This is a genomic window from uncultured Dysgonomonas sp. (assembly GCF_900079725.1).
Lineage (GTDB): Bacteria > Bacteroidota > Bacteroidia > Bacteroidales > Dysgonomonadaceae > Dysgonomonas.
On the sequence record NZ_LT599032.1, the window covers coordinates 581,324 to 606,675 of the forward strand.

Annotated in this window: 14 protein-coding genes and 1 riboswitch; of the genes, 6 read left to right on the forward strand and 8 right to left on the reverse strand. The window is 40.2% G+C overall.

Annotated features, from left to right (window positions below):
* Window positions 1–25: 25 nt before the first annotated feature.
* The 5 genes from cobJ to QZL88_RS02575 are packed head-to-tail and all read right to left on the reverse strand — an operon-like array spanning window position 26 to window position 8,426.
* Complete coding sequence (cobJ, locus tag QZL88_RS02555; protein ID WP_296938455.1) at window positions 26–1,435, reverse strand: precorrin-3B C(17)-methyltransferase; 1,410 nt, start codon at window positions 1,433–1,435, stop codon at window positions 26–28.
* On the reverse strand, window positions 1,426–2,928 hold the full coding sequence (locus QZL88_RS02560; RefSeq protein ID WP_296938456.1) for a PepSY domain-containing protein: 1,503 nt from the start codon (window positions 2,926–2,928) through the stop codon (window positions 1,426–1,428). The genes cobJ and QZL88_RS02560 overlap by 10 nt, the downstream gene beginning before the upstream one ends.
* A 3-nt stretch (window positions 2,929–2,931) precedes the next feature.
* On the reverse strand, window positions 2,932–5,295 hold the full coding sequence (locus QZL88_RS02565) for a TonB-dependent receptor (RefSeq protein ID WP_296938457.1): 2,364 nt from the start codon (window positions 5,293–5,295) through the stop codon (window positions 2,932–2,934).
* A gap of 17 nt (window positions 5,296–5,312) precedes the next feature.
* Complete coding sequence (locus tag QZL88_RS02570) at window positions 5,313–6,239, reverse strand: sirohydrochlorin cobaltochelatase (RefSeq protein WP_194223440.1); 927 nt, start codon at window positions 6,237–6,239, stop codon at window positions 5,313–5,315.
* A gap of 9 nt (window positions 6,240–6,248) precedes the next feature.
* Window positions 6,249–8,426, reverse strand: coding sequence for a TonB-dependent receptor (locus QZL88_RS02575; RefSeq protein WP_296938458.1), 2,178 nt, complete (start codon window positions 8,424–8,426; stop codon window positions 6,249–6,251).
* Between the two features lie 50 nt (window positions 8,427–8,476).
* Window positions 8,477–8,787, reverse strand: a riboswitch (cobalamin riboswitch).
* A 121-nt stretch (window positions 8,788–8,908) separates the two neighbouring features.
* Between QZL88_RS02575 and QZL88_RS02580 the strand changes: the two genes are divergently transcribed.
* The 3 genes from QZL88_RS02580 to QZL88_RS02590 all read left to right on the forward strand — a co-directional run bounded on the left by QZL88_RS02580 (window position 8,909) and on the right by QZL88_RS02590 (window position 13,306).
* Window positions 8,909–10,207: a cobyrinate a,c-diamide synthase gene (locus QZL88_RS02580; protein WP_296938459.1), complete on the forward strand. Its 1,299-nt coding sequence runs from the start codon at window positions 8,909–8,911 to the stop codon at window positions 10,205–10,207.
* Between the two features lie 56 nt (window positions 10,208–10,263).
* The gene (locus QZL88_RS02585) at window positions 10,264–10,758 is read left to right on the forward strand and encodes a DUF456 domain-containing protein (protein ID WP_296938460.1); all 495 of its coding nucleotides are present in this window, start codon (window positions 10,264–10,266) and stop codon (window positions 10,756–10,758) included.
* A 148-nt stretch (window positions 10,759–10,906) separates the two neighbouring features.
* Window positions 10,907–13,306, forward strand: coding sequence for a family 20 glycosylhydrolase (locus QZL88_RS02590; RefSeq protein WP_296938461.1), 2,400 nt, complete (start codon window positions 10,907–10,909; stop codon window positions 13,304–13,306).
* A gap of 103 nt (window positions 13,307–13,409) precedes the next feature.
* Here the strand turns inward: QZL88_RS02590 and QZL88_RS02595 are convergent, their stop codons facing one another.
* Both QZL88_RS02595 and QZL88_RS02600 read right to left on the reverse strand, forming a co-directional pair.
* Complete coding sequence (locus QZL88_RS02595) at window positions 13,410–15,626, reverse strand: tetratricopeptide repeat protein (protein WP_296938462.1); 2,217 nt, start codon at window positions 15,624–15,626, stop codon at window positions 13,410–13,412.
* A gap of 47 nt (window positions 15,627–15,673) precedes the next feature.
* On the reverse strand, window positions 15,674–17,965 hold the full coding sequence (locus QZL88_RS02600) for a cation:proton antiporter (protein ID WP_296938463.1): 2,292 nt from the start codon (window positions 17,963–17,965) through the stop codon (window positions 15,674–15,676).
* A gap of 509 nt (window positions 17,966–18,474) precedes the next feature.
* Here QZL88_RS02600 and QZL88_RS02605 point away from each other — a divergent pair.
* Window positions 18,475–20,976, forward strand: coding sequence for a hypothetical protein (locus tag QZL88_RS02605; protein WP_296938464.1), 2,502 nt, complete (start codon window positions 18,475–18,477; stop codon window positions 20,974–20,976).
* A 284-nt stretch (window positions 20,977–21,260) separates the two neighbouring features.
* Entirely contained in the window at window positions 21,261–23,249 is a 1,989-nt protein-coding gene (locus QZL88_RS02610) for a DUF4954 family protein (protein WP_296938465.1), read from the forward strand.
* A gap of 113 nt (window positions 23,250–23,362) precedes the next feature.
* On the opposite strand, the gene QZL88_RS02615 is transcribed toward QZL88_RS02610, so the two are convergent.
* The gene (locus tag QZL88_RS02615; RefSeq protein ID WP_006799438.1) at window positions 23,363–23,623 is read right to left on the reverse strand and encodes a type B 50S ribosomal protein L31; all 261 of its coding nucleotides are present in this window, start codon (window positions 23,621–23,623) and stop codon (window positions 23,363–23,365) included.
* 649 nt (window positions 23,624–24,272) lie between these two features.
* Between QZL88_RS02615 and QZL88_RS02620 the strand changes: the two genes are divergently transcribed.
* Complete coding sequence (locus QZL88_RS02620) at window positions 24,273–25,352, forward strand: lactonase family protein (protein WP_296938467.1); 1,080 nt, start codon at window positions 24,273–24,275, stop codon at window positions 25,350–25,352.

Below are 25,352 nucleotides of genomic sequence, written 5' to 3' on the forward strand. Positions count from 1 at the left end.
CCTCCGGGGGGGGTAAGGGGCCAAGTTAAACATCCCTGCCCGGTTTCAATTGCTCTGCGTCATCGAATGTCAGAATGGAATTAACCAGTGTCGCCGCCAGATTACTTCCACCTTTTCGTCCTTCAACGATCAGTTTCGGCACATCTTTAAAGGGTTTGGTCATATGCTTGGATTCCCTGACATTTACGAAGCCGACCGGAGCAGCGATAATACCTGCCGGATGCGTTTTCTTCTTGCGTATGAGTTCGCACAATTCCATCAATGCCGTAGGGGCATTACCAAACACATACAAGGCATCGGGATGTTCTTCCGCCGCCAGACGGATACCTGCCTGAGTACGGGTAATCTCCTTATCTTTTGCCAGTTGCGCAACACGCTCATCATGCAGATAACATTTCACCTCAACGCCAAGACGCTCCAATGCTCCTTTGCGGATGCCCGAGGCAACCATAGTCACATCCGTAACAATCGTTTTTACCTTTCCCGATATAAATTGATTATGGAGTTTCTCAACAGCTCCTTCATCCGTATATAGTATATTCTCCATATCGAAATCGGCAGTCGTATGTATCGCATGCAGCAAAGCCCATTTCTTATCCAAAGGAATATCCTTCTTTTTCAGTTCGCTTTCTATGGTTCTGAAACTGCGGATCATTATATCCTGCCCGATACCGACATCATCTGTTTTAGACTCCCGATAATATCCTCTCGGTGTTACAATGTTCTGATTGTCGAAAATATAAGACTGGGAATTCCCGATAATAATTATGGTAAACATATCTATTTCCTCGGGGTCCAACTCTCCTAAAGTGGTTACGACCACCTCCTGCTCCTCCCGTCCCGCCTGACGTACATAGCCGACCGGGGTTTCGGGTGATCGTTCCTGGAGAAAAATTTCTATCAACCTGTATAGTTGCCAGTAACGGCCATTGCTCCTCGGATTATAAACTGCCGTTACAAAATCGGCGGAGGCCGCGGCTATAATGCGCTTTTCTATCCTGTCCCACGGTGTCATCAGATCGGATAAGGAAATAATACAGAAATCGTGTCCGACTGGTGCACCAAGTAGAGCCGCTGCCTTTTGGAAAGCACTGATACCCGGCAAGACATCGACAGCTATATCGCTTTGCTTTTCCTTTTTCATTTCGTACACCAGAGGAGCCATTCCGTAAATTCCGGAATCGCCCGAACTGATAACACAAACGGTACGCCCTTCTTCGGCATGGCGGAAAGCTTCTTCTGCCCGTTCCCGTTCTTTCTTCATTCCCGTGTCGATACAAAGCGTCCCGGGACGGAGAATATCTTCTACAAACCGGAAATAATATTTATAACCTACAACTACGTCCGATATCTTCAGCGCATCCAGTACGGCAGGAGTAATATCCTCCTGCGAACCCGGGCCTATCCCCGCAACAATAATTCTTCCTACTGACATATATTCGTATTGTTTTTTTTCTTTGAACAAATATACTTTTTTAATCTCTTTATTTTCCTCTTTATATACCTGAATCCTAACCACACTCCCGTCAGGGAAACCAATGTTCCGCCAATCATAGTTGTCCACATCACTATGTTCCAAAGGACAGGGCGTTCTGCCAGAAATTTAAATTTAAAACTATGTAAAGCCTGATAAGACCAACGTCTTACTTTGGTATTATTATTAAAATAACGTGTATTCCCATTCTTCGGGTTAATGTAATATATACTGTTGTCGGCATCTTCGACCTGTACTTTATATACAGGGAGAGGCAGGTGATCTGTCAATCCTACATAATAGTTGTCGTATTCGTCCATTAAGGATATAACCGCCGGTTCTTTATGAAGCAATGAGATACGGCTCTTAATAGCTGCTTCGTCCAGCTGCATGGCAAGCACAGATGTACCGGAAGCATCGATTGTATGCAAACGGTCATCTATTACAGCCTTGTATATTGGCTTTTGGCCGAAAAAACTCCATTCTATGGATTTTATCTGGCCGTGATATTTCTCATAAAGACGCCTGTAATCCAAGGTATAAGTACCGGACTCTATTTTTTGTTTTGAATACAGCCTTTTCTCAGCCGATGGATCATGTACTTTTACCATCCATCCGGGCACTTTGGCCAGAGACATCATGCCGCTGAAAACGAAGGTAAAAACAAATATACCGAACATGAAGCCCAATATATGATGCCATTTATATGCAAACTTCCGATAAGGGCTCTTCATCTTTTTCTTCCGGCGATATTCTTTTATATACGAACGGATGCCCAGTATCAGCCCGGCAATACACATAATGGAACCTATTCCCGAAAGCCATATGACAACATCCATCCATTGCTGCGAATTCTGACGGAGCGATGTAAAATATACCCAATGGGGTATCGCGCCCAGCCACGCCCAGAAGCGGCTGTCTTTGTCTGTAAACTGCAAGGCGTCTCCCGATACGGACGAAACATATAACTGCGACTTCCCTTCATCTCCGAAGTAGAATTTATAGATAGGAAAATCTTTTCGTAAGGGCCCGAAAGGAATCCATTGCTCCAATTCCCGCAAAGTATCTACCCTGACAATTTCCGCCTGACACCAACGTTGGGCATAGGCTTTAATTTCCTGATAATCCGGCGGGGTTTTCAATTCCATGTCCGGACTTGCGGGAATCCGGTAAATACTATCGGATGTTTTTACTTCAAAAAAAGGAGTTCCGGCATAGGATTTCAGCGAAAGTGCGGATATTTCCTCATCCTTCGGGATATTATTAGCCAGTATGGAATCAAGAGCCGGCATATCTCCCTGCAATGTATCCATGTGCTTGTTTTTATCCCGCTCGGTTGCTTTTGGAAATGTATGGTATATCATTACAAATCCGGACAGGAACCAAACGAGGAACAGGATACTGAGGATTGTCCCCAGTATCCTGTGAATAGAATATAGTATATTTTTCAGCATATTCTACAGGCTGTATGCCAGCGTAAACAGATAATTGCGAGGCATGCTCGGCACCATCTGAGTACCCAATGACTGATTATAATATTTCTCATCAAATACATTATTGACATTCGCCCTTAGCTGTATTCCATTTTTCAGTTTATACGAGACACCCAGATCGGTCAGCCAATATGCGGGATATACGACACCTTTGTCGACTGTCCTGTATACATTATCTGTGTATGACACTGTCAGATTGAAACCCAGATTGCTGAACATCCCTTTAGATATCCGATAGTTTCCCGCCGCAAAAAACGTATTTTTGGGAATTCCTGCCAGACGCATCCCTTTTTGCACCTCTTCTTCCATGTATTCATTCTTCTTTATATCGCGGATAGTAGCATCGGTATAACCATAACCGAAAGACAGGGCCGCATTATCTACAGGTGTAAGGGTCAGTTCCAACTCAAAGCCTTTCGATTCCGATGATCCGACAACACCTACTACACTTTTGGTTACTCCGTCTTCGACCACTCCTGTTTTCAATGTTTTCTTCTCATTGTTTTTGCGGATATAGAATGCGCTTGCTGTTGCCTGTAAGATATTATTGTGAGAATATCGTACACCGATTTCCCCCTGATATCCCGTCTGAGGTTTGAATGCCTGATCTCCGTCTTTGGGTTCGAACCTGTTACCATCGGCATTGATATAGATAATATTAGAACTTACTATATCCCGGTACGGCATAAAGAAATTGGCAAAAGATCCATATACAGAAAGATTTGTAGCAGGTAAATAAACTGCGCCAAGCCTGTATGTAAAAGAGGAAGTTGTAGTTTTGTCGAATTCAGGTTGATCTGAATATTTCCGTTCTTTTGATATTGGATTTATTGTGGCTGTGGCTGTTTTAAACAAAAAATGATCGAAACGGCCGGAAGCCATCACTTTAAATTGATCTGATAATTCCAGCAAGTTCTGTAGATAAACACCATTTGTAATATTCCGAGTCGCGGTTCCCGCGCTAAAATGAGGGTCCATATATCCCATACTGTGAGGATTATAAACAGGGACTTTAGAGTTCAAGCCGGGTCCGTCAATTAAATCAGAAAGTTGATAAGTTTTGTTTGTTTGAGGATTTGTACCTCCATAACCACGATAAGTATTGCGATGAAAATAAACGAAATTGTATCCTCCCAAATAATTATATTTCATACCGTTGTCAAACTCAATTTTCCCCGATGCTTCTAGCTGTTCGTTTATCACATGCACAGTATAAGCAAAACGCAATGGATATGTGAGTTGTACAGTATCCAGACAAATATATTGCTTTGTTTGTTCCTTTGTTTTCGCATCTACTTTCATATAATAATGATTGTATATAGGATCGGCACTCTCCATATAGGATAATGTTTCGGTACTGAAATAATCAATATTATCGTAATTATACGCCAATCTGTTTTCAATCTTCAATGACTCCGACACCTTATTGCTATAACGGACTGAGACATTCGAACCGTTATTTTTCATAAAATCCGATTCATTGTTGTACCTCCACCGCCTGTTGAGGCCGGGAAGCATATCCCCCTTTGATAAATATTTACTACCATCAGCATTATAAACATCATTCGCCATAAACTGGGGCAGACCAATCTCCGTTCCATACCAGTCACGGTTAAAGCCGGCGCGTATATCCAGTTCCTGCTTGGCATCCAATTGTCCGCCCAAAGCGAAATAGCCGGAGAAACGTTTGTCGTTAGTATATCTGTAACCTTCGTTATCCGACCAGTTAACAACAGCCCTGTAATTGAACGGACCGAAAAATTTTCCACCGAAATCAATCATAGCCCTCTTATTATCCCATGACCCGTAGCTCATCAGTGCATTTAATGTGTTCTTTGATGTCGGTGCTTTTCTAATCACGTTCAGAACACCACCGACTGTAGAATGCCCGTACAGAACAGAAGCCGGCCCTTTGAGCAATTCGATAGACTCTACCGAAGACAAATCGGGTAAAGGAGCAGAATTAGTAATAGAAGTACGTTCATCTCTCACCCCATCTATCATTATCGGTGTAAAATCGAATCCCCGAACTTCAAATTGCTGATATGCACCATAGGTAGTACGCATACGGGTGTTAGGCAAGAACTTTACAGCATCCTGCATATTCACAATACCTCTCATATCCAGGGTATTTGCCGATACTGTAGTTACAGAAAGCGGCAAATATTGGAGAGGCACGTTGAGTTTGCCTACTTCGTTCTTTTTCAGATTAGTACCCACAACCTCTACTTCCCGAATAGAGAAGATTGTGTCTGTCATATTTTTATTTTGGGCAAATACATTGCCTATCATCATGGTACCGATGATTATATATAGATATTTTTTCATTTGTTTTTTGTCTTTTATTAATGCATTACTTCCCCCGTAACTTCATAGATGGCTTTTTTCTTCATTATTCCGATTTTACGGTGTCCGGCTTTAAATTTGAGATGGGAAATATACAAGTCCTGTATCGCTGGATTTTCCCCCAAGCCTTTCAACTGAAGTTCCACTGTGAATCCTTCTTCTTCCAAATCATTCTTCCAGTCTTCGGCAATATCGTTTTTTGCATGTTCACCAGCCACAAACATAAAAGGAGTCAGCACAACTTTCTTCAGACCCGAAGCTTTCAGCTGCGCCAGCATGTCTTCAAAAGCGGGATAGCCTTCTATCGTACCCACAAAATGATTTTTATGCCCCTTTGCTTTCAGCATGTAATCGAGCATTGCATATTGAGCCGTAGTAGCATCGTATGTTCCGTGTCCTACCCAGACATAAGCTATCTGACTGTCAGTATCGTCTGTCAGTATTTCTGTTACCTTTTCATAATCTTCAGGAGTGTAAAGCAAGGGATTACCGATGCGTATATCTTTAAACAAGGGCTCCACTTCGTCTACATTCTTTTCCAGTGATTCCATTTCCACTCCGTCGATAATCGTAGATGCCTGTATCAAAACATGGGTATATCCATCTGCATGTAATTGTTTCAAAGCCTCTAACGGATTCTGTTTATTTATCCCCCGTTCGCCCAAGCGTTTGATAATTATGCGCGAGGTATAAGCTTCACGCAATTCCACTTCAGGAAATTCTTTCCTCACTTTATCATTCAGTGCATCTATGGTCAGCTCACGGGTATCGGCATGTGTAGTTCCAAAATGCACCATCAGAATAGCAGCCTTATCTCCCGGCTTCATCGTTTTGAAGAAATCGGAATGCTCATAATTTCCACCACCATGAGCAAAAAACGGTAAGACTGTAATATATAGTAATATAGTTGCTAAAATCTTTTTCATATATCCTGATTATTTGCTAAACTTTAAAGACAAACTCACATAGAAAACCCGTCCGGGAGACAGTGTAGCATAATTTGCGCCGAAAGGCTTGTCGTCCACAAAATCAAAAATATTTTCGATACCGAAGCCCGGTTCTACAACAAAACCGTTGAAATTCTTCAAACGATGGCGGGTAGCCAGATTCCATTGATTATATGCGCGCGCAGGATCTTTATCTCCCATATAACGGCTGCTCTGTATCCGTCCGTTAAAGTTTATGTTCGAATCTACAATCCACCATTTTTTATTCCAGTTTACATTTCCTGTACCAATATGCTTGCTGGAACGTACCAACGGCTTACCTGTATCGTAATCCTTGGAATTTACATAACTGTAGCCCAACCCTATACTCAGTCCTGCTCCGAGATATGAATTCACGGAGGTTTCGAATCCGTTTACACGAGCTCTGGATGAATTGGTGTATACCTGTTTTTTCTTTATCCCTTCATTCTTTTCGTCTTCAGTTATCGTTTCGGTAACATCCCTTGTCTGGATAATATTCTTTATCCGGTTAATATACCCTGTAACAGAAACTGTCAGAAAATCGTTGTGGTATTCAGTATTGAGTGAGTAATAGTTGGATGATTCCGGTTTCAAATCGGAATTACCAAGGCTTAAAGTAGAACGTGTTATAGTCCTTGTATATAGTTCTTTCATATCAGGAGCGCGGAATCCGGCTGAATAAGATGCCCTGAAATTGAAATGATCGAGTGAATACATTCCCGACAACTTTGGCGTAAGCCTGTTACCGAAAGCTTCATTATAAACATAGCGGAATCCCGGCACGAATTGCAGTTTGCTATCCAGCAGCTTTATCTCATCCTGCGCATATACCGAATATGTATATACATCTCTCGAACCGTCTTTTGTATCCGACTGGCTTTCGATATAGTCCAACTGGTATTGCGTTCCTACCGAAAGACGATTGTACTTTCCTAAATTGAATATGCCTTTCAGATTGGCATCATAGTATTTCTGTCTTCTTTCTTTCGATTCTTCTCCGTTTTTATAATTTCCATCATCCTTGATGTATTCACGGTAATATTCAAAATTGTCAGTATATAAGTCCAATGTAATTACAGCCAGATCTTTAAGCATATACCTTGCTCCCGCTCCTATATTGTAATCTTCATATTTCATATTATACGCATATGACGATACTGGTCTTTTCAGCTTCTTGTCATAGAGGCTTCCTTCTGCGTATATGCTTAGAGATTTAGCCGGCTTTACTGTGAATTTCTGACTCACCACATCAGAATAATTCGTGTTCACAGCCATTTTATCAGTATCTATCAACTTATCTCCCGATGTTTCCTGTGTGTTCAACTGCCAGCCATCGCTTTGGTTGCGCTGAAAAGAAGTTGATGAGGACAGCCATTTGTAATTCACATCAGCGTTTATAGCCTGCGAAAATTGGCCATATTCGGCATAGCGGGTATCGGATGTTATATAGATGGATTCTTTAGGATTCTCAGTGATAATATTGATAACCCCTCCCATTGCCTCGGATCCATATAATGCAGATGCAGCACCTTTCAACACCTCTATACGCTTTACATTCTTCATATTTATCCGCGACAGGTCTGTATTACCCGATACATCTCCTGCCAGTTTCTTTCCATCTACCAATACAAGGATGTAACGATTGCTTAATCCGTTCATCTGCATATACGAACCCATAGCGTTAGTCATGAAAGAGAAGGATGGACTGATGGACATCATGGCATTTTCGAATGTAGGGACATTTATATTCTCCAGTTCCTTTTTGGTTATCATATCCATTGCTACAGGGGTATTCTTTAATCTGTTGTGCGTACCTGTACCTGTAACTACTACTTCATTAAGTTTTAGTGGGGATTTTTTTAAGACGAATAAGATATCTTCGCAGGAAGATGCAATATCAATCTTAGCTCCATTGTAGTCGAGTGTCGATGCTCTTAATCTGTGTTTGCCTTCGGGTACTCTCTGCAAACTAAACTCTCCGTTCTCGTCCGTCGAAGTTCCCAGTGTGGTATATTCGATCCATACACTGGCACCCGCAACAGGTTTCTCATTTTCATCCACGACTTTTCCCTTTAAGGTCATTTGGGCAAATGCCATGTTTACAATACAGCACAAGATGGCTGTAACCAATACTTTTTTTCTCATTAAAATGCGAAGTATAATGTTAGTAATTATATTCTTGGCCCCGAGAATATTTAATTTATTGTATGCTAGGCAGGTTTCCTGACTTACTCCATCTTTGAACGGCCTTCCCGACATTCAGTTAACAGTGAGCAGTTAACAGTTAACAAAGAATTGATAACAGTTGACTGATGCACGATAACTTTCAATCAGTGGTATTTGGTCTTGTTCAAAGACTTTTTTCAGAAACATTGTTAACCGATGACTGTTAACTGTTAACTGAATAGAGCTTACAGTAGCGGGCACTGTTCCGGACTTTAACCGGATTCCCTTTTATGTAAAAAGACGGATGTCTGTTTACATCACCTTAGCGGCGGCAAAGTTAATTTTTTTAAATATCAGAAAAAAGTATTTAAGGAAATAATTTGCATCTATGTTATTTTCTATATATCGATACAGGTTTCATATCTCATATTTTATACTTTTGCTGAAGAAAAAGAAGAATCATGGCATATACATCCCATTCCCTTATCTCGGCAATAGCGTCCGGTTCCGGTAAAACTACAATTACTTTAGGTTTATTGAGGGCACTCCGGAACAGAGGTCTGAGTGTACAACCTTTTAAATGTGGACCGGACTATATAGACACCAAATATCATGTCCTGGCAGCAGGAACCGAATCAGTCAATCTCGACCTGTTCCTATCGTCTGAAAACCATATAAAGAATTTGTATAATAAATATTCATCGGGTAAAGATGTTTGTATTACCGAAGGTGTTATGGGACTATTCGACGGATACGACCGCATGAATGGAAGCAGTGCGCAAATAGCGGAGAAACTGGATATCCCTGTCATTTTAGTCCTGAATGCGAAGTCGATGGCTTATTCGGCGGCGGCCCTGCTTTATGGTTTCAAGAATTTCTCTGATAGGGTGAATATCGCAGGTGTCATTTTCAATTTTGTAGCTTCCGAAAGCCACTATAATTTCCTAAAAGATGCCTGTCACGATGTAGGACTTGAACCATTAGGCTATCTGCCCAAGAATACTGATATAGAAATTCCATCCCGCCATCTGGGTTTGAATATCGACGAACAATACCGCTTCGATGATTTCGCGGACAAGGCTGCTGACCTGATAGAAAAGCATATAGATATAGATAAGCTCTTGTCCATTACAGTAAGGAGACAACCGCATATAGAAGTAACAAAAGAAACTAATGTACCCTTACAAGGTTTAAGAATAAGTGTTGCCCGAGATTCAGCATTCAACTTCATGTACCATGAAAATATCGAATACCTGAAAAGATTAGGCACAGTATCCTACTTCAGCCCGTTATCCGACAAGCAATTACCTGAATCCGATTTTATTTACCTGCCCGGAGGATACCCCGAGTTATATCTTAGCGAATTAAGTAATAACCGGACAATGCAGGACAGTATCCGCCATTACGTTGAAGCCGGAGGTAAAGTCCTCGCCGAATGTGGAGGTATGATGTACTTATCTTCATCTATCTCCCATGAGAATGGTACTGAATACCCGATGGTAAACATTTTCGACCAAAAAGCCACAATGGAGAATATGAAGCTCAAACTGGGTTACAGACAATTCAAGTATAATGGTCTGTCGCTGAAAGGACACGAATTTCACTACTCCACAATAAATAGCGAACAACAAAGCGTTGTACAACAATACACAGCCAAAGGGCAAGCCACAGATACTAAACTATTACGCTATAAGAATGTCATCGCAGGTTACACGCATCTGTACTGGGCAGATATGGACAATCTGATGGATATATTTTAAGAAAAGAGACTCCTGTGCATCTATTTAGTTATTATATTTGTAGAAATATATAACAGATGGCTATCGATATCATTCTTACCATAATAGGAGCAATTCTCATTATCACGGGCATAGTGGGTTGTATCGTGCCCGTACTACCGGGTATTCCTCTCAGCTATGCAGGTATCTTTCTTTTACATCTGACGTCGAAAGTTGAATTTTCCACTCAGTTCTTAATCATATGGGCCATTGTTGTCATCATTGTACAAATACTCGATTTCTATATCCCGGTATGGGGTACCCAGAAATTCGGCGGAGGGAAGAAGGGTATTTGGGGTAGTGCGGTAGGGATTATCTTCGGTCTGTTCTTTCTTCAACCCTTCGGTATTATCCTTTTCCCGTTTCTAGGAGCCTTTATTGGAGAACTGATAGACGGCAAAGAACCAAAGCCCGCTCTTAAGGCCGGGTTTGGAGCTTTTATCGGATTTATGGCCGGAACTGTAATGAAACTGGCTGTAGCTTTCATTCTTGCTTTTTACTTCTTCAAAGAGGTAATTGGTATCTTTTTCTGAAACTTTTATAGACGGCACTCTCTTTTTAACATTTACATCCACATATCACCCAAATGTTAATTAACAGATTTAAAATACAACTAAGCTAAACGATCCCTATATTTGTATATTATAGAGAACCCTTAATTAAAATTAAATCGTTATGCTAATGAAAAAACTAGTTCCTTTGTTTTCTCTGACAGCTATGGTACTGATAACGTCGTGCAACGGTCCGGAACCAACTGTAGAGAAGCCTTACAACCAAAGTATAAACATTACTCCTATCCCGCTCGAACTGATACAAAAGCAAGACACTTTCAAGCTTTCTAAGAGGATTGTTTTCGTCGCAGGCAATACAGATATAGAAAAGGTTGCTGCTTATTTTTCCGCAAAGATAAAGGCCTCAACCGGATATGACCTTAAAACAGTAAAAGACAAACCGGCTTCTGATTACATAAGCCTGAATATTGTACCCGACCTCACTCTCAATGATGAAGGATATACATTAGACATAACACATCAAGGTATAGATATACAGGCGAAAACGGCCCAAGGATTATTCTATGGCATGCAAACAGTTATGCAGTTACTGCCTGCCGAAATAGAAAGTCCTACCCTTATTAAAAATATAGCATGGAATATTCCGGCAGTAACAGTCAAAGATGAACCCCGGTTCAAATATCGAGGATTGCATCTCGATGTATGCCGCCATTTTGTCGATGTGGACTTTATCAAGAAGCAACTGGACGTGTTAGCCATGTTCAAAATCAACAGATTCCACTGGCATCTGACAGAAGATCAGGCCTGGCGCATCGAGATAAAGAAATACCCTAAACTGACAGAGATGGGCGCTGTACGCACCGAAGGGGAAGGAAACACCTATGGACCATTCTTCTATACACAGGAACAGGTGAAAGAAATAGTAGCCTATGCCAAAGAACGATTCATAGAGGTGATACCCGAAATCGAACTTCCGGGACATGCTGTAGCAGCATTACACGCTTATCCGGAATTTTCATGTACCGGAGAACCAATCGAAGTACGCAATATCTGGGGCGTTGCAACGGATGTTTTCTGTGCAGGGAACGATTCCGTGTTCCAGTTTCTTGAAGATGTGATAGCCGAAGTAGTCCCTCTGTTCGAGAGCGAGTATTTCCACATAGGCGGAGATGAGTGCCCTAAACTGCGTTGGGAGAAGTGTCCTAAATGTCAGGCACGCATCAAAGAACTGGGGCTAAAAGGCAATAAAGAACACAGCGCAGAAGAAAAGCTCCAAAGCTACTTCGTTCAGCGCATAGAGAAGGTACTGCTGAAGCATAACAAGAAAATGATCGGCTGGGACGAAATACTCGAAGGTGGGCTAGCGCCATCTGCAACCGTTATGAGTTGGCGGGGAGAAGAAGGCGGCATTGCCTCGGCAAATATGGGACATGATGTAATTATGACCCCGGGAGCATGGCTATATGTGGACAAGTATCAGGGAGATCCCAATCTCCAGACAGTAACCATAGGCGGATATCTGACATTAAGCAAAGTCTATAATTACGAACCTGTTCCGGGACTAATAGATGACGATAAGAAGCACCACATACTGGGGGCTCAGGCGAATATGTGGAATGAATATAATTATACAGGAGAAGAAATGGAGTATGATATATACCCACGCATAATAGCCTTATCTGAATTAACCTGGTCTGCAAAAGAAAACAAGAGTTATGAAGATTTCGAACGACGTATCGATAACCAACGTGTACGTCTCGATATGCACGGTATCAATTACTATATCCCTATGCCTGAAGACAAAAGCCCTCATATGATAAAATACTGGGGTGATTCTGTCAGCGCGCCATTCTCCTGTAATTTTGTAGTATTTACAGATCAGGCAACACTTGATTTCAAAACAACCGAACCTGCCAGAATGGTTTATACAACGGACGGAAGCGAACCTACACTGAAATCGGAGGTATTTACAAAACCATTGACATTTACAGAAAACACAACACTGAAAATACGTTCGGTACTGCTTTCTGATAAAATGAGTCCTGTACGCACAATTACAATAGAAAAACAAACATATGCGCCTGCTGTAGAAAAAGAAAAAAATGCTAAACCCGGACTAACAGCGGAGTATTATAAAGGCTATGTAAGAACAGTTGCCGAATTGAATGGAAAAACTCCAACTGAAACCGAACAGGTAGCAACACCTCAGGACACCAAATACAGAGTCAAAGACTATATGGAAGTATATGCCGACGATTTCTATTCTTATATTCTGACGGGATATATAAATATTCCTGAAGATGGAATATATTATTTCAATACGGATAGTGAATTATGGTTGGACGCCACATACTTAATCTCTAATGAAAAAGATAATAGCGGCACAGCCCGACGATTCTCCCGCAGCGACAAGTCCATCGCTCTGGCAAAAGGCCCTCATGCTATTAAAATAGTAAGGCTAGGTGCTATATTCGGAGGCTGGCCTACACAATGGGACCCGGTAATGCTATCGATACGCAAAGCCGATCAACCGGAGTTTACTCTTATGGATGCTTCTTATTTTAAATAAAAGCTTTTGGTTAGATTTTTGAAAGCCCTTGAAGAAATATTTCTTCAAGGGCTTTTCTTTTTCTTTCAAGATTAGAAATCATTTAACAGATTCAATCTCAAGCTTATCCCATTTTGTATTTTATCTGATCGAATAAGTAAGGAAATATCCTCTCATCTACACCATGGTTAATAAGAGTAACTCTATCTGCATCGAAAAGCATCTGAAACAACTCAAAATCATTATCCTGATATAACGCTTGCTTATAATATTCGACCGCTTCCTTCTTGTTTCCCATGCACATCTCCACATGACCGGCATTCAGATAATCATGCACAGTAGGTTTGCCTGTCAGTATCCGGCTGTAATATTTTTGAGCAAGATCATATTTCTTTTGTAAGAAAGCAGTCCATGCAATCGGACGCTGAGCCTTCACCCCTTTGCTATCGAGCAATTCTACTTTGAAATAAGTGTTCAATGCTTGTTCATAATCGTTCAGTTCGAGATAGCAATGACCTATATTCAATTCTATATTTATATTATCAGGAGTCAGTTTTGCTGCTTTCTTATAATATTCCAGAGATAATTCAGGTTGTTTCTGCGAACGGTACAATTGAGCGATACGCTTAATTATCCACGAGTCGTTAGGCTTCAGTAAATCTGCTTGCAGATAAGCATCGAGAGCACCCCCCAGATCATTAATCATCTGCCTGCAATAACCAACCTTCTGCCATATATCGTCGCTTTGATTATCTATAGCTATAAGCCTGTTGAAGATATTAAGTGCTTCACCGAAATTATTTTTATCAAAACAATACAGTGCGATTTTCTTCATATCTTCTATATTTGAGATAAGCGGAGCTATAGATTTCTTATCATAGAAATTGAGGCTTAGCCTGAATATATCATAGAAACTGTTTCGGTAAGGATTCAGTTTGAAAAAACGGTACAAATCCTGAATATACTGATTTGACACCACCTCTTCATCTATAGCCGGATTCATTTCTTTAGCCTCCTTTTGCAATTGTTTGATCTCTTCCGATTCGGCACCCATACGTCCGAGCATCATTTCGCGCTGGGTAGCGGGAATCTGCAAAAGACTCAGGCAGAATGAATACTTATCGGAGTTACACATATGTCCCGAATCTACAACTGCAGCCTGTAGCAGAGCACTCTTCTTCTCTTCGGGGAACAGTGTCGAAAATTCGGAGTAAGAAGGATCGAACGGTAAGAACCAGTTACCCATATCGGAGAAAAATGAAAAGTTCTTTAATCCGGAGAAAGTAGAATGGAACACATCTGCTCCTTCCATTTGCAAATTGGAATACTCCTGTAGCTTTTTACCCAGGCCGGACTCTTCAAGTTCTTTTTGCCATTCAGGATTCTTCTCCGAAAAATCGGAATCGCCTCCCATCAGTTCATCCATATTGAGTTTTCTTCCTGCCAGATTATTGAACTTCATCATCTCGGGAAGTATCTCTTCCTTGATTTTTTTGGTTATCTGTTCCGTTTCGCGGGAACGAATAAGTTGTATGATTGTTCTTAATACGGCTTTCTTAAATTCCGGTTTTTCGGAAAGTGTATCCAGTTGACTTTGTAATTCGGGATACAATGACCAACGGACATCATACATTTGCATCACAACAACCAGCCCCACGATTGCCCTGGCCCTCAGCTGTATATTATCTAAGGCTGAAGCCTGCATCAATACCTGTATTTTCCGAAAATCGAAACGGTGAAACAGGCTCAAAGTAATCGCCGACAGAAACAGGCTTTTTTCGCGTACAGGCAAACTAAAATTGGTAATAAACGAAATATAATCGTTAAAGTCATTCACATCGGCCCGCGGTGAAACAAATACCATATTGAAGATATCAGAAGCTATACGCTCACGTTTTACGGCCAGTTCCCGTTTCTTATTTGTTTTTTCCTCGCCATCTTCGAGTAAATCGACCAGGGCAATAGAGTCAGCCACATCTTTCAGCTGCGAAGTATAGCCGGACACTGTTCCGTTTTTCAGTGAATTAATACGATACTTTTCATAAAAAACATTCGAAGACTCTATTCTCAGCAACTCATCTGCCGAGTCATCTGCCAGTTCATACAATGAACGTAATAGATTATTATACACACTCTCCCGCTCTGGGTCTTCAACACCCTCGAAGAGATAATGGAGCATGAATTTATAATTTGTCTCCAACTCACTGAGGGTTTCAGAAATTTTCCAATCCTGTGTATTTATTGTCAGTTTCATTAATGACTCAAAGGCATCTTTCAACTGTCTTTTTGACAGGTTTTGAAGAATCTCTTTCTTTAATGAAATTATGTCGCGGCTATTCATACTTTAGTTACGAGTTATAAGTTGCAAATTTACCAGAGTTCCGGCAATTAATTAGTTAGGACTAAAGTAGAGGGTGCATCTTTCATTAGTCTAGGATTTCTGCTATCCAGTTCCTTCCAGCTATTGAGGCTTATCATTATCAGATCCTGCTTTTTCAGAATATCACTATCTATAGGGATATTATTATTCCAAAGCTGGAACAGATAAGGGTTTATCGCCTTAATCGCACGGACGGATTTTATAAAATCCATCGAGGTATCCATCAGCCCGATAGCATCCCAAAGGGTAATCCGCACATACGAATTTTCGGCCAGCCGTTCCATGAAATCTCCTACAAAGATGTCGTCCTCGTCGAGTATAGGAACAAAAATATTCCTCATACTTACCAGTCCTTTATCTATACCTCTATCAACAAATATGCCAACCGGCATATCGCTCTTGGAAACAATGGTACGTTGTCCTTCGTCGAGGGGAGCCAGCAGCATGCGGCTCCATTTTTTCTGATTTCCTAATTTGGTAAGTAAATAATTAGGTAAATGAAGTATCCTGTTAGAGAAGCCAAGGAAGCGTCCCAGAACATTATCTGACAAAACAGAGCCTTGATATCCTATCAGCAGGAAGTCATATTCCCCTTTATTTGCTATCTTGGCAACACTATTATTGGTATCTCCCACTACCTTGAATACCGGAATGAAATTTTGTTGCAGGCTATGTGCTTCCTCTTCCACCGGCTTAAACATTTCCTCCTCTTCTTCCTCTATACCATATTGATACAACAGGTTTCCTTCTGAAAGATGAAGCATTGTCAACTCCGAACTCGCCTGTTTCTTCCTTATGAAACTATTAGCTACAAACATCAGTTTACGCCCCATTTCAGGGCTCTGAAACCAAACCAATATTTTATATTTATCCTCCTGAACGAGATCGGTATCTGTTTGTTTTTTCTTGAATACTTTATCTATAAGACTTAATAAAGGAGATGTCATAAAAGTAGTGGTAAGTGCCATCACAACCATCATAGCAAAGACTTCGGGTGTAAGAATACCAAGATCAAGTCCAATATTAAGTACAACCAATTCCATCAGTCCCCTTGTATTCATCAATGCGCCGATGGTAAGGCTGTCTTTCCAGTTATTCCCGACAAATCGTGCGGCAATTGCGCTTCCCATTGTCTTTCCAAAAATGGCAAGGAAAACGATCCCTCCGCAGATCATCCATAAACCGGGTTCGTTGAGTAGTCCTATTTCTGTGCGTAAACCTGTAAAGACAAAGAATAAAGGCAGCAATAGTACCAATGATACGTCTTCTATTTTTTCGGTAAACAGATTCCTGAAGTTAAGATTGGGAGGCATAATCACACCTGCCAGAAATGCCCCGAACAGCGCATGTATTCCTATTACTTCAGTAGCATAAGCGGACAGAAACAGTATTAAGAAAAAGACTCCTATAACCGACTTGCTTATGGTCCTGTTAGAAGATTGCAAATCGGCTATCCGTTTCAGGAAAGGACGCACAATCTTAAACATGGCCAGTACATATAATAGCGCCAAAAGGATGATGAACAACGAGCTGGCAAATGAGCCTGCCTTAACAACGGCAATAACGGCAGCCAACAAGCACCAGGCAGTAATATCGTCTATTGCAGCACATGTAATTATGGTAGCACCCAAGGGAGTTTTATTAATTCCTCTTTCGTGTATAATGCGTGCCATAACAGGGAATGCCGCAATACTCATCGCAATACCCATAAATAAGGCAAACGGCAGAAATACCGTACTCTGATGTGTAAAATTTCCAAACAAATAGTATGCAACAAGAACCCCTAATGTAAAACAGACGGCAATACTGGTATGGCTGATAATAAGAGCATTATTGGCCCGATTTTTTAAAGTTTTCAAATTCAGCTCCATGCCTACGATAAACATAAACAGGATAAGGCCTATCTGACTGAGAAACCGTATATTTTCCAAGGAGGAAACCGGAAAAAGGAATTCGGATATCTGAGGAAAATAATGCCCAAGAAGAGAGGGTCCGAGAACTACTCCTGCAAAAATCTCACCTACGACGGTAGGCTGTCCTATCTTTTGGCATATCCAGCCGAATATTCTTACAGCCAACAGGATAACAACTATCTGCAACAATAATATAGCTACGGGCGCGGCGAAGTCTTCGCTCAGATGATGCATAAAATCGCTCCAGGCAGAAGTGGTTGACGCCAATCCGTATACGTTTTGTTTAGCTTCGAGATTATGTCTTCCGACTCTGACGATAAAATATATCAGTGCCGAAAACAGGCCTATGATAGATGTGTAAAATACAAGGTTTCTATATTTTTTCATAAACTTAATCAGCTGTTTATGAGCTCACTTTTTTCTTTCTGATGCAAAGGTACAATTTTTAAATGATAATCCGACACTTCAATCCGGCACGAAAAAATAGCAAATATTGTTTCTGCACGATATTTATCTATATATAAATAATTTGTGATATGATAGTCTGACTATACAATATTTATATCATTATTTCGTTATTTTTATTATAAAAGATGTGTCTATAAGCTTAACAGTTAATATAGCGAAGATTTGCATAGTAACCTGTAGAGACTTAAATAAGTGATAGTTAAGGAGGGGTATAAGAAGAGGCTTTATCAAGGACTTAAAACCCTTGATAAAGTGTTAAATAGCTATACATTTGTTAAAAAATAGCTTTAAAAGTATGTATTAATCCAAATTTAAACCCGAACTTATCAGGAATTTATTATATAATAATTATCTTTGCAGCGTTTTTCTATAACTATAAATATTACAAAACTTTACGATTTCGATTTTTCGAGCCAAAAATAAACTTTATGGAGAAAAAAACTTACAAACTATTATCCGGATTATCGTTTACTAGTATGTTGTCCATCCCTATTGTGACACTGACTTTGATGTTGTCGTGTTCCACATCCAATTCAGTGCGTGAAATACGGGCTTCCCGCGACCCATACGCAAATTATGTACCTCAGACTATTAAAGTCAAAGTTCCGGTTACAAAGGATGAAGCTTTGACTAAGGATTTATTTATGCAATCCCAATCCAAGCGGCCTAATATAGAACTGCCCTATATAGAAGGACAGGATAAAGGCCAGGTTGTAGTTGCCGAGCAAGTTACATACACCAATGCAGAGGCAATAAACCAAGCTAAGCCGGATGCAAATAAAGTACTCGATCTTAGCCAAGTACAACACCTGAGTGAGGTAGTAGTTACCGCCAAATCGCGTTTTACACCGGAGCAAAACGGACGGGTAAACGTAGACTTTGTAGTGAGAGTTCCTAAAGAACTGCTTTCGACTAACTTCCGGGTAACAATGTCACCTAAGTTATTGCATAATGACTCTATAGTACCTCTAAAAACAATTGTACTGAAAGGGCAGGAGTTTTCAAACAAGCAGAAACAATCCTATAAAGATTATGAGGATTATGTAAATTCCATAGTAGATGAATCGCAATACGACAGCGTATTTGTGGATTATAAAGGAGTAGAGGAAGATATAGCTTTCCAGCAAAACTTCTATTACAACCAGTACCATAAAGAATGGAGCAGACAGGCTGATTTCGAAGAATGGAAAACCAGCAAGGAAGATGCTGAAGCGTTGATGGCTGCCAAACAGACAGGCTTTGACAAAAAACTCTACTATGAGAATGTGCGTAAAGCAAGAGAGAAAGCAATGAAAGAGGTGGCAAAAGGTAAAGATACCACAGGCTTTTTTGCAAAATATATGAAAAATGTTCCTAAACCGGATGATCTGAAAAAAGGCAGAACTGTTGTGGAGCAGAAAAATGATTATCGTCTCGATTTTTATAAAGAATATTCGAATCGTGCCAAAGAACAGGTTTTGCGCGATTGGGCCACAGGTAAGGATACAATCGGAGCGTATGCCCGTTATATGAAAAACTTCGATAAGAACCTGAAAACGTTGATGCTGGAAGGTGAAGACCTTACCCGTATTCCTGAGAGGTTCCGTGATATATACAGGGAGGGCCGGGCAATGAACCAGATCAAGAACCAATATCTGACCAATCAGGACTCAATAGAAATTGCACAAAGCCGCTATAAGTTTGAAGATATAGCGCTTAACGAGATGAAGAAAGAACGACGCGAAGAAAAGAGACGCGAACTAATTATTTTTCCTTATGAAGAAAATACCCGTCTCGATACCGTGATACAGACCGACCGTGATTTCTTCTTTGTATACAAACAGGATTATCCGGTTACTCCGGGGATGAGAAGGCTTCGTTTGGCAATGAATACTAAAATAGATGCGATAGACCGCAGTAGTTTTATTACTCCTTTGTCTGATACATTGTCTTATTTCATTTCATCCTTGTCTCAGCTGGTAGATTCTACACTCATATCCAAGACTACTACAATTCACCGGGATGTGTATAATACAATGGTTGTTTATCCTAAATTCGCAACAGGAAAATCAGCTTTCAATGTAAATTACAGGGACAATAAAGAACAGGCAGATAAAGTATTAAATACTTACCGTACATTTACCGGAGAAGGCAAATTATTGATGGATAGTGTAGTCATACGGGTATCTACAGCCTTAGACGGTTCGTATGACGATAATATAGAATTGTCGATGAAACGTGCAAATGCATTGAAGGATTATTTTGTCAAGTCGTTAGGAGGCAATAAAGCAGATGTGGCAATGGTATTCAAAACACGTTACAGTGGAGAAGACTGGAATACAATGGCTCGTTTGATTGTCAAGAGAACCGACATGCCTAACAAGTCTGAAATCTTAGATATGTTAACACAAGCGGTAAACCCTGACCAATGTGAGCAGGAAATAAAGAAAAACTATCCGGCAGACTTCAAAATCATTCAGGATTCAATATATCCATTGTTAAACAAAGCGGATATTATTTTCAATATGACCCGCCCGGGTATGGCAGAAGAAATTTCGGTGAATACCGAAGTACGCCCCGATTATGCACAGGCACTCCGCTTCTTACAAGATAGGGAATACTGGAAGGCATTGGATATATTACAGGCTTATCCGGATTATAATACAGCACTATGCCTCGTATGCATGGGCTACAATGCGAAGGCTTTGGATTTATTAAATGATTTGAAGCAGACAGGGAATACCGAATATCTGAGAGCCATACTCTCTATCCGTGCCGGTAATGATAGTGAAGCTATCGAACATTTAATAAAGGCCTGCGAATTAGATCCTACAAAAGCATATCGTGCACCACTCGATCCGGAAATTGCAGGATTGGTACGCAAATATAACCTGCAAGACCGATTGAACAGCAATGCCAATACACCTGTAAGTTTACCTGATCAGGAATAATGTAATCGAGATAAAGGAAATTGAAAACGCCTCAGCTAAATAGATAGCCGAGGCGTTTTTGTGCTGAATATTGAAATGCACTTTAGTATGCAAGTATATACCTTTCCCAATAGCCATCCCAATTCACCCCTCCCCCAACCTACCGGAATATATTCATAAATACTTTATATTACCTGACTGATACTTTTTAGTATTTTATACTTACATTCTCTTTCTTTCTTGTTATTTTTACATTTTATTAGTTATCTGAATGACTTATAAATAATAAAATTGACAATCAATATATGACTTATAGAGCTCTTACCCCTCAGGAAATAAATGTACTAAAGACACAAAACTGTATTGCCGATAATTGGGATAATATAGAAGTTGCGGATAATTTTACACCCGATTATATCAGGCATGTAAATTTTTCGGGTAAAATAAAAATGGGTGTTTTCGAGGAAGAGTTCTCTCTGCCGGGTGGATTAAAAAAGCATTCGGGTATCCACCATGCCTGTCTTCACAATTGTGAATTGGGCAACAATGTACTGATAGAAAATATTCAGAATTATATTGCAAATTATAGAATCGGTAATAATGTCCTCATTCAAAATATACACCATCTGTATGTAGATGGGGAAACATCCTTTGGTAATGGCGTGGAAGTAAGTGTACTGAATGAGACCGGAGGGCGTGAAGTTTTAATATATGATAAGCTAAGTGCGCATTTTGCATATATACTTTCGTTCTATCGCCATCGTCCGGTACTCACCAAGAAGTTGCAGGATATGATTATGGCATACGCCAGAGAAAATACCTCAACAACAGGTACCATCGGTAATAATGTAACAATAGTAAATGCCGGCGCCATAAAAAATGTCCGTATAGGAGACTATGCTGTCATAGAAGGTGCCCGCCATTTAGAAAATGGGAGTATAAACAGTAATGAACACGACCCTATACATATCGGATATAGTGTAATGGCGAACGATTTTATCATATGTTCGGGTTCGCGAGTAGAGGACGGAACCATGCTCACCCGTTGTTTTATAGGTCAGGCATGCCAGTTAGGCCATACATATTCGGCCAGCGATTCTTTATTTTTCAGCAATTGCCAGGGTGAAAACGGGGAAGCCTGCGCCCTATTTGCAGGGCCATATACAGTTACACATCATAAATCGACGTTACTGATTGCCGGTATGTTTTCCTTTATGAATGCCGGTTCGGGTTCAAACCAGAGTAATCATATGTATAAGTTGGGTCCTATACATCAAGGAATTGTGGAACGTGGAGGCAAAACAACCAGTGATTCGTATATATTATGGCCATCCCGTATCGGGGCGTTTTCCCTGATAATGGGACGCCACTATCACAATACCGACACATCGAATATGCCGTTTTCGTACCTGATAGAAGACAAGAACGAAACAGTTTTAGTTCCGGGTGTTAACTTACGCAGCGTAGGTACTATCCGTGATGCACAAAAATTTCCAAAGCGTGACAAACGCAAAGATCCTGAGATGCTGGATCAGATCAACTTTAACCTGTTAAGTCCGTATACTGTACAAAAAATGTTCAAGGCAATATCTATATTAAGGGAAATGCTAGAAACATGTGGCGAAGCCAGCGATTTTTATTCATACAAAGGTTGCCGCATCAAAAACTCTTCCCTGAATAACGGGCTGAAATTGTATGATATGGCAATCAATAAGTTTTTGGGAAACTCTATAATATCGCGTTTGAGCAATTGCCCTTGTACGAATAATGAAGAAATCAGGAGCTATCTGAAACCCGATACCAAAGTAGGATTATGTGTATGGAGTGATATAGGCGGCATGCTTGCCCCCCGTTCCGAAATAGATAAACTGATTGCAGATATAGAATCGGGGAAGATCACGCAGGTTTCGGAAATAAATGCCACTTTTGCCCAACTCCACAAAGATTATTATTCACTGGAATGGACATGGGCATGGGATAAGATACAGCAATACTACGGATTATCGCTGGAAACAATAACAGCGAAGGATATCATAAACATTGTTGAACGTTGGAAAACAGTAGTCGTAAACCTTGATCAGATGATATATGAGGATGCTAAAAAGGAATTTTCTTTGTCTTCACGTACAGGCTTCGGCCTTGATGGCGACCGCAACCAGCAGAAAGATGATTTTGAACAAGTACGTGGAGTATTTGAAGAAAATGCTTTTGTAAAAGCTGTATTGACACATATAGATACGAAAACAAAACTGGGTAATGAGATTATTAACCGACTGGAAAAGAGCGTGAAGTAATAATACGCTTAATTAAACACAAGACATAAGTCTTGGACTTAAGGATAAAAATAAAAAAGCTCTAAAGTTTTACTTTAGAGCTTTTTTTAATTCTTTTGACCGATACTATACTCTTATTTTTTAGGCTGAGTACGTTTTGCGTAACGGTTCATAAACTTATCAACACGTCCTGCTGTATCCACAAGTTTTTGTTTACCTGTGTAGAATGGGTGGGACGAACTGGTAATTTCAAGCTTTACCAGCGGATAAGTAACACCATCTATTTCGATAGTTTCCTTTGCATTGATAGTTGAACGTGAGATAAATACCTCATCATTTGACATATCTTTGAAAGCTACCGGACGGTAATTCTCTGGATGAATATCTTTCTTCATTTTATAGTAGTTTAAGTTATTTCTTCTTTTTCAGCCGACAAAGATAGGCCTTTTATCCTATTAAAACAAAATATTTCCCTCAAATTTAGGATAAATATATGAATATTTCTTTTGGATTTTTATCAATATATACAAGAGTTACAAGTAGACAAGTAATAAATTGTGCCTTGTTGTGCGTGCATTAAAAGAGTATGAATGTAAGGTAAGTTTTAAAAATTCAGATAGAGGCAATGCCTGCGATTATCTGCTATCAAAATAAAGGGAGTGGAAGCAGCTGCAGAAAAATAGAAAATGTGTAACTTTTGTCACTTTTTACCCAAAAGAGATTCCTGCGGATATCCATATGGAATATCCCTTCACAAAGAGAATAAGAATACGATAATAAAAAACAGGGTAAAAAGTGTCAAGTTTGTCAAGTTTGTCAAGTTTACAGGAATATATTTCATCTCTAATTTTATCTGCTAAATATATGCCAATATAATAAATTTTGCGTTCTTTTGTTGTGTAAAACGTTTTTGAATAAGTAAATATAGAAATTATGTGTAAATATATTTTATTATCAACAGCTATTGCATTTTCCCTATTATCGTGCAATAATAAAAAAAGCGCCTCAGATAATTTGACCGATAATCAAACCGACGTTATAAATATGGAATCTATATCAGACGAAACCAGTATGTATCTCCTTGTGGGCACCTATACTGCAGGAGAAAGTGAGGGAATATATGTATATCAGTTCGATACCGTATCGGGATACTCCCAATATAAAAGCATGGTGAAAGTAGCAAACCCATCTTACCTGACTGTTAGCAAGGACGAAAAATTCGTTTATGCCGTGACCGAAACAGGTGACAATACTGCCGCTGCCAATGCTTACTCTTTCGACAAAGCAAAAGGGGAATTGAAACATCTGAATACAGAACCAACTAAAGGAGCCGACCCTTGCTACATTTCAGTGGATGCCGCGGGTAAACATGTGGTTACGGCAAACTATTCGGGTGGTAGCCTCAGCGTGTTTGGAGTGAAAGAAGATGGCTCACTTACTACGGCATCCCAAGTTATTAGTTTTACGGGTAAAGGTGCAGACCCTGAACGTCAGGCAAAGCCACATATACACTGTGTTATGTTTTCTCCTGATGGAAAATATCTCTTCGCTGACGATTTGGGAACAGATAAGATACATAAATTCGATGTAAACCCAAATGCTACAGGCGACTATCTCAAGCAAGGAACACCTCCATCATTTAAGGTTGCCGATGCATCTGGCCCACGGCATCTTGCATTTCACCCGAATGGCAAGTATGCTTATCTTATAAATGAGTTGTCCGGTGCAGTAATCGCTTTTAATTATGACGGGATAAAGGGTGATCTTACCCAAATACAATCTATACAGGCAGATACACTCGACGCAAAGGGTAGTGCAGACATACATATATCTCCCGATGGTAAATTCCTGTATGCATCCAACCGACTGAAAGGTGATGGAATAGCCATATTTTCAATCAATCAGACAGATGGAAAGCTGACCAAAGCAGGTTATCAGGAAACAGGAGTACATCCCCGTAATTTCGTAATTACGCCAAACGGCAAATATCTACTTGTAGCGAGTCGCGACAACGATACAATCCAGATATTCCTCAGAAATAAAAATACAGGCTTATTGGAAGATACATTTAAAGACATAAAACTGGATATGCCGGTATGTCTTAAATTTGTTTCTTTCAAATAG